This window comes from Nocardiopsis listeri NBRC 13360 (assembly GCF_001570765.1).
In the GTDB taxonomy this organism is placed as follows: Bacteria; Actinomycetota; Actinomycetes; order Streptosporangiales; family Streptosporangiaceae; genus Nocardiopsis; species Nocardiopsis listeri.
Genome location: NZ_BCSH01000115.1, coordinates 1 through 7,100 on the forward strand (window position 1 = coordinate 1; position 7,100 = coordinate 7,100).

Annotated in this window: 8 protein-coding genes; 7 read left to right on the forward strand and 1 reads right to left on the reverse strand. The window is 62.5% G+C overall.

Annotation, left to right across the window (positions count from 1 at the left end):
• The 7 genes from NLI01S_RS24610 to NLI01S_RS24635 all read left to right on the forward strand — a co-directional run.
• A partial coding sequence (locus NLI01S_RS24610) for a helix-turn-helix domain-containing protein (RefSeq protein WP_067609268.1) occupies positions 1-773 on the forward strand: 773 nt, incomplete at its 5' end.
• A 513-nt stretch (positions 774-1,286) separates the two neighbouring features.
• The gene (locus NLI01S_RS26150) at positions 1,287-1,445 is read left to right on the forward strand and encodes a hypothetical protein (protein ID WP_190318587.1); all 159 of its coding nucleotides are present in this window, start codon (positions 1,287-1,289) and stop codon (positions 1,443-1,445) included.
• Positions 1,446-1,487: 42 nt separating this feature from the next.
• Positions 1,488-2,723, forward strand: a complete 1,236-nt coding sequence (locus NLI01S_RS24615; RefSeq protein ID WP_067609271.1) for a hypothetical protein — start codon at positions 1,488-1,490, stop codon at positions 2,721-2,723.
• Positions 2,724-2,773: 50 nt separating this feature from the next.
• Positions 2,774-4,069: a histidine--tRNA ligase gene (gene hisS, locus NLI01S_RS24620; protein WP_067609272.1), complete on the forward strand. Its 1,296-nt coding sequence runs from the start codon at positions 2,774-2,776 to the stop codon at positions 4,067-4,069.
• 250 nt (positions 4,070-4,319) lie between these two features.
• Entirely contained in the window at positions 4,320-4,925 is a 606-nt protein-coding gene (locus tag NLI01S_RS24625; protein ID WP_223809376.1) for a phosphotransferase, read from the forward strand.
• Between the two features lie 242 nt (positions 4,926-5,167).
• Positions 5,168-5,827, forward strand: coding sequence for a hypothetical protein (locus tag NLI01S_RS24630; RefSeq protein ID WP_223809377.1), 660 nt, complete (start codon positions 5,168-5,170; stop codon positions 5,825-5,827).
• Positions 5,828-5,939: 112 nt separating this feature from the next.
• Positions 5,940-6,749 carry an alpha/beta fold hydrolase gene (locus NLI01S_RS24635; RefSeq protein ID WP_067609280.1) on the forward strand — a complete coding sequence of 270 codons (810 nt, stop codon included), beginning with the start codon at positions 5,940-5,942 and terminating at the stop codon, positions 6,747-6,749.
• A 38-nt stretch (positions 6,750-6,787) separates the two neighbouring features.
• Here NLI01S_RS24635 and NLI01S_RS24640 read toward each other — a convergent pair whose 3' ends face one another.
• The gene (locus NLI01S_RS24640; RefSeq protein ID WP_067609283.1) at positions 6,788-6,976 is read right to left on the reverse strand and encodes a DUF397 domain-containing protein; all 189 of its coding nucleotides are present in this window, start codon (positions 6,974-6,976) and stop codon (positions 6,788-6,790) included.
• Positions 6,977-7,100 lie beyond the last annotated feature (124 nt).

Sequence of the window (7,100 nt, forward strand, 5' to 3'; positions counted from 1 at the left end):
TCCGTAAGAGGGCTGGGCTTACCGGTGAGAACATCGCATTCAGAACTGGAATGAGCCAGAGTAAGATCTCGAAGATCGAGACTGGGAAAATGGTTCCTTCCTCGATCGATGTCGAACGGATCCTCCGGGCGGCCAAAGCGACCCCGGAAGAGATCGAGGAGATCTCTGCCCTGGCACGGGTCGCCCACACCGAATACCAGAACTGGCGTGCTTCACTGCGTCGAGGCCTGCACCACAAACAGGCGGAGCTGGCCACCCTCGAAGCGACGTCATCGGACTTCCGCTACTTCCTCCCGGCCATGATCACGGGGTTGCTCCAGACCCCGGAGTACGCCAGAGCGAGCCTGGCGAGCCTGCCCGGAGACCACACACGCGCATTGATGAGGCGGTTCGAGCGCCAGTCTATCCTGTACGACACCAGCAAGAACTTCACTTTTCTCCTCACCGAGCAGGCGCTCAGATGGCCCCTGTGCAGTAAGGGAGAGATGTCCGTGCAGCTTGAACGCATCGCTGCGCTCTCGGAGCTGCCCAACGTCAGGATCGGCGTGCTCCCGCTCGACTCCGCGACGGCGCCCGAAGGCCCTCTTTCCACGTTCACCATCTATGACCAGAATCTGGCCACCGTCGAGACGTTCACCGGAGCGCTGCTCATCCGTTCGACGCAGGACGTGGCCCTCTACGTCGAAACCTTCGGCCTATTCGAAGAACACGCCCTCTTTGGTTCGGCTGCGCAGGACTTCGTGCGGCAGGCGGCGGCAACATTTCGTATGTGACTTTCTGGGTGGATTATTTTATTCCATGACGGGAAACCCGTGGTTTCTTCCTCCTCTCGTGTGTAGTCTCTGGTGAGAGTCGTTCTCCGGAGGTAATCAAAATTATCGATTCACCGGCGTTCCCCAGTCGTTTTCAAATTGATCGCGGTCGCAGTCCTTCTGTGGGGCAGTGTTATTTTCGCCTCCGATAACCCGAATCCTTGGACACGGTGATCGTCTGCCCGCAGGCGGCGCCTCGGGCCTCGAAAGCTCAATCGGAACCGCAATCTAGCAGTGTGAGTCAGGGGAATGTGGAATCATATATCCGCATCTTGTTGTTCATGCGAGCTGGTGGTTATGGATGATTCGAAAACACGTATAAATCGAACGATGCGGTTATGTGCACGCGCATAGGAGAACTCGAATATCCGCGTGACACTGCTGACTCCGACCACCATTCACGGTATGAACCCTGTTGGACGGCAGACAGAACCCTGTCAAAGCGATGGTTACAACCCCAAGAGAAAGGCGCACATGAGCATCGACACGGACAGCACCACCCAGATGCCCCTCAACACCTCGGACCTCAGCAGGATCATGACGCTCACCCTGCCCCAGATCGGCATGGACCGGATGACCGTGCCCCGGGTGGAGGAGACCCTGGCCTGCTCCGCCCTGACCGCTCACTTCTAGACCGACGAGTCCACCCAACCCAAAGGAACAAGGGAGCCCTGAGTGAGTAACTGGGAACGGGTCACACTGCTCTTCGCCAATGGAGCAAGGACCCTGGCACAGGAGGACGCGTTGTCGTTCGCTGATCTGCTGCGCGCGAACCGTTTTCCGCCGTCCATGTTCCAGGCCTACGAGGTGCCCGGCGACGGAAGCCTGAGGCCCGTTCCCATCTCGCACACGCTCGACGCGATTCCCGAGACGAGCAACGTCATCCTCCAGTGCATGCGCAACACCGACGCCGAACTGGTACCGCCCACCTTCACCACGTATGCGCACACGGACAAGCCGGTCGCGGCCATGTACGACCTCAAGTACGCGGAGAAGGACTCGGTCCACGGTGTCCACCTGGTGGATGACCACCAGCTCCGCCAAATGGTCTTCGACAAGATCGCGGACTTCCTCCATGAACACCGCGTAGATCTCCCACTGGTCGCCGGGATCTCCGGGGGAGGTGACTCCAGCAGCATCGTCCAAGGCGTGCGTCGTTACGCCACGGCGCGAGACCTGCCCGCCGACCAGGTGCTGTGCTTCACCGTGGTCCTGGACCCGCTCTGGCGGGGTTCGGCCGCCGAACGGGCGCGAGAACTGTGTGAAGGGCACGGGTTCGGTCACCGCGTCCTCTACCCGGAGGACATCGCGGCCCTGCTGGGGATGAGCACCTCCCCCCAAGCCCTGTGGACCGAGATCAGGTCCGTCTACGGGCCCGACTCCTCGCACTTCTTCGGGACCTGGTTGCTCAATCTCGTAGGTCGCGCGCTCAACAAGGAGATCGGTGGCTCCAGCCTCCTGATGGGCTACAACCAGGAGGACGTCATGGCCGAACTGCTGTTCTGCCTGATGAACGGGCGCCGACCACTGCCTTACCCCAAGCGCCGCACCGGTGAGGTGGACTGCTTCATGCCGGTGTGGGATGTGCCGAAGGTCCTGCTGGACTCGTGCTATCCGCAGGTGAGCGAGGTCAACTACTCCGAGCGCATCGACTCGACCGCGCCCAGGCGCTCCTCGATCTACTACCAAGCACACGCCTTGGACGCGATCGTGCCGCAGATGTCCCTGTCCCTGATGACGGGGGTGCGCACGCTCATGGATTCGCTCAACGGTTGGGAGGAGTTGGAGGCCGTCGACGGCACACCTCTTCTGCACACCGGCCACGGCAGCTCCGAGGACCGCGACTCACTGGTCGAGCTCCTGGCCCGGTATTTCCCTGACTGGTCGGTCGGTGATCCTGACCCACAGTAGTCTGACGCCGATCCCGGGAACCGTGCAGTCACAGCAGGAGTAGCGTTCACATGGCCAAGTCAGCAGCTCCCTCTGGAACGAGGGATTTCCTCGCCGATGACCTGCGTCGCCGCCGGGCGGCGTTCGCCACCGTCAGCGACATCTTCGAGCGGTACGGGTTCGATCCGTTGGAGACTCCCGCGTTCGAGCGGCTGGAGGTGCTGACCGGCAAGTACGGCGAAGAGGCATCTCAGCTCCTGTTCAAGATTCTGCGTCGCGGGGTGCACGAGGACTCCGGCAAGCCCGACCTGGCGCTGCGCTACGACCACACGGTTCCCCTCGCTCGTGTCATCGGCACCCACGGGGCGAAGCTGCCCAACCCCTACAAGCGCTACGCCATCGGCCCGGTGTGGCGAGCCGACCGCCCCCAGGAGGGCCGGTTCCGGGAGTTCGTGCAATGCGACATCGACACGGTGGGTTCGGCCTCCCCGCTGGCCGACGCCGAGGTCGTCCTGGCCCTGGCTGAGAGCCTGGACGCCTTGGGCGTGAACCGGTTCCGCTTCCTCGTCAACAGCCGTGAAGCACTCCGTGGCTTGCTGGAGGTCTACGGCGTCGCCGAGGAGAACGGCGATGGGGTCTTGGCCACGCTGGACAAGCTCGACAAGGTGGGCGCCGGCGCCGTGGCCAAGGAGTTGGTCGATGAGCGCGGGCTGGACGTGACGAGTGCTGAGCGCCTGGCGGAGGACGTTGCTTCCGACGACCAAAGCCTGATCCGGTCCAAGCTCGCCACCAGCGAGCGCGGCCAGCGCGGTCTCGCCCAGATCGACAGCCTGCTGGAGCTGACCGCGAGCCTAGGTGACCGGGCCGTGTTCGCCCCGCGCATGGTACGGGGCCTGGACTACTACACCGGTGCGATCTATGAGGTCGAGGCCGAGGGCTTCCCCGGGTCGATCGCGGCGGGTGGGCGCTACGACGGGTTGGTCACCTCGTTGGGCGGCCCGGACATGCCTGCCTGTGGCGGTTCCATCGGCATTGAGCGCATCCTGGCTCTTCAGGACGCCGGAGACACTCCTGCCGTTGGGCTCGACGTCGCCATCACGGTGCTGGGCGGTCAGGCCGAGCTGATGAAGTTGGCGAGTGAACTGCGTTCCCAGGGGCTGCGGGTGGGCGCCTACCTGGGGTCCTCCGGCAAGCTCGGCAAGCAGTTGCAGTGGGCGAACTCGCAGAAAGCCCGGTTCGCCGTCATCTTCGGTTCCGAAGAGCAGCAGTCCGGCGAGGTCACCATTCGAGACATGGTCTCGGGCGATCAGAACCGGGTCTCCTTGGCACAGGCCGCCGCCAGCCTGAGGGAGTACCTCGAAAGGTGACCGATTGAGTGCACCCACCCCTGTGTCCGCCGCCCTGATACTCCATCGCCCGGACGCCCGGTTCAGGCCGCCGGGTCTGCTCGAATCAGCGGCGGCTCGACTTGGTACCCGACTCGTAGAGGACCGGCAGGTAGGGCGTGGTTCACGCCCATCGGTGGGTTTGCCGACAGCACGTGGGACGTGGGCACGGATCAGCTGGCACGCGCCATCAAAGGTCTTCTCCCGCGAGTTCAGCGGGTTGGAAGCTTCGATGGCCGTGCGAGATGTGCCCAAGCCGTCGTTCATCCAGACGGTGCACTGGATGAGCGGTGGCCTCGTCTGCCGCGCCGAGGAGATGACACTTATCGGCGAACCGGTGGTCTCCACCACCTACACGCTGGACAAGGCTCCCGAGCTGAGCGACCAGTGGTGGGAGGAGCTATCCGCAGCTCTGGAGGGTCTGGCCCGTACGGTCACCGATCGTGTCTCCCTCGTCCAGGACGACATCGAACGCTCCATCCGTGAAGCCTTCGGGGCCTCGATCGACACGACCGTCTCTCGCTGGGTGATCGGCCACGGAGACCTGCATTGGGCGAACCTGACCGCGCCCCGCCTGTCCCTCCTGGACTGGGACAGCTGGGGCCTGATGCCCCGAGGCCTGGACGCAGCGAAGTTGTGGGAGTCGGCGTTCCGGGTCCCCGACTTCGCAGAGGAGATCACAGAGCGGCTGGTCTCTGACCTCGCCTGCCGTGACGGCAAACTCAGTCGGCTGTGGGTCTGCGCGAACAGGGTCTTGAGGGCCAGGTGCCGAGGCAGGGTGACCGACCAGACCGAGCACGCCCGCCGAGCAGGTGAGGCGCTTCTGACAGAGCTGTAGTGACTAGCGAGGGACCAGTGGCTCTCGGCAACCACGTCCGATTCGAAGCCGTTCCGTTCGGCACATGCCACTTGCACCTTCTTGGAGGTCAATCGCCAACGGCGAACACGTGCCACCGAGGGCGGCCCCCTGCACTGTTCGTGCTGCTGACCTGACCGAAGCGCGAGATCACCCACACCGCGCTTGCCTTTTTCCTTCCGCAGGCCAGGTGGAAAGCATTCAATGACGATTATCGTTGTCGTATGAGTGATGGAATCCGATGGATCGGTGAACACAACAACCAGGGTCCGACCGGCGGTCGCCGTGGGATGCTTGGTGGCATATCCCTTACCGTGGCCCGCGACATCGACGTGGGAGATCTCCTCATCTGTCTTGGTGCAGAACCCTTCCAGTTCGATGAAGGCCATCCGTACAAAGATCTGTCTTCGGTGGCTCTTCCCGATGGGATGAAACCCTGGGAAGTCCACTATGCCATGTACGGGACCTGTGGTGAATGGGTATACGTACTGGAGGATTGGGGGAGGGCTACCTGGTATCTGCACCATGGTGGAGGGCCTCCGATGTCGGCCCTGGCAGGAGTGGAAACCATCTGTGTGAGTGTCAACGCGGATATCCCGCCTTCCCGCCTTCTGCACGCCACTCCTGAAGGTCCCATCGCCAGAGCGGAGTTCGGGGAGGACACCGGTTGTGGGTCAGAACTGGATGCCGCACTCCAAGAAGCCGGTGCGGTCTTCCCGTCCACGTCGGGGATGGCCTGGGAGGAGGCAGGCCTGCTTCGGGAGAAGTACCTGTCCAAGCTTCCACCAGCGGTCTTCTCTGCGGTCGGCCGCTACTGCGGGATGTCCATTGACCAGGCCGATGTCGAAGCCGGTGAGCTTCCTGGAGCCATTCTTTTCCGCTGACCTGACTTTCGTCCCCTCGGTGGGATGATCGACAGCGCTTGCGAGTCCTTGAGGTGGTGTGAAATTTTTCGGCGGGGCAAGGGCGAGGAAACGCTCTTGCTATCATGGAATTATGACTAACGCCCCTGCTGCTATCGTTCGTCGAGGAGAGGGTGCGCCGATTCTGTGTATCCACGGTAATGGTGTGGATCATCGGTTGTTACTTCCCCTGGACGAGGCGCTGAACGAAGATGGTCGCTGGGAAAGAATATACCTGAACCTGCCTGGTTTCGGAGGGGTGCCGCCCTTGGCCCCACCAGGTGGGTTGCCCGATCTGATCGACTGGGTCGATTCCGTCGTGAGCGAGGAAATAGGTTCGAGGAAATTCGCCATCCTGGCCAACTCGCTCGGTGGTTTGATCGCGCGTGAACTGGTCGCGCGACGCAAGTCGCAGATCTATGGGATCGCGTTGCTGGCTCCCGTCGTGGATCCTCGTGCTGAACATCGGACGTTGCCGCAGCGTGAGATCTTGGAGAGCGCCCCGGGATTGTTGAAGACTCTTCCCAAGGTGGGATCTTATGCGTTCGCGGAGATGGCGGTAGTACAGAATTCGGAAAACTGGGAGCGCTTCCGAGATGCTGCGTTGCCCGGCATCCGAGCAGCTGATCGACGCGCGATGGTCCAGCTGGAAGCCGACTACATGGTCGATGGGCCACTGCCCGAGCAGCGGTTCGAGAGCTTCGAGGGGCCGACTCTCATCGTCGCTGGTAGGCAAGACCACGTGGTGGGTTTTGAAGACCAGCTCGCACTCTCAGCGAACTACCCCAGAGCAACGATCGCCGTTCTGGACCGTGCGGGACACAACGTGCATCTGGATCAGCCGAGCGTTGTGGCTGCCCTGCTTCATACGTGGCAATCTGAGGCGCTGGGCCCGTGGAGATAGGGGGAGGGAGCCCGCGCCGAGGGGGCTCCCTCGCTCGCCTACGAACGTGCGGTGCGCAGCAGGGCGATCCACTCCATCCCGGGGAACGGCAGGTGGCCGCGCTCAGGGTGCTTGGAGTCGCGGACCACGGCGCCTCCGGGAAGGTCGGCGACGGCGACACAGTTGCTTCGGTCGCTGTAGCTAGAGGTACGGAAGTCGAGGGCATCGGAGTTAAGGATGATGTTCACAGGTGCTCTCTCAGGGTGCTTTGGCTATCTCGCGTAGGTAGGTCAGGCTCTCGTCGACATTGAGTGACCTGCTCACGAGGTGGTTGAAAAGGTTCCGGTAGCGAGTGACTTCGTCTGGTTCCTC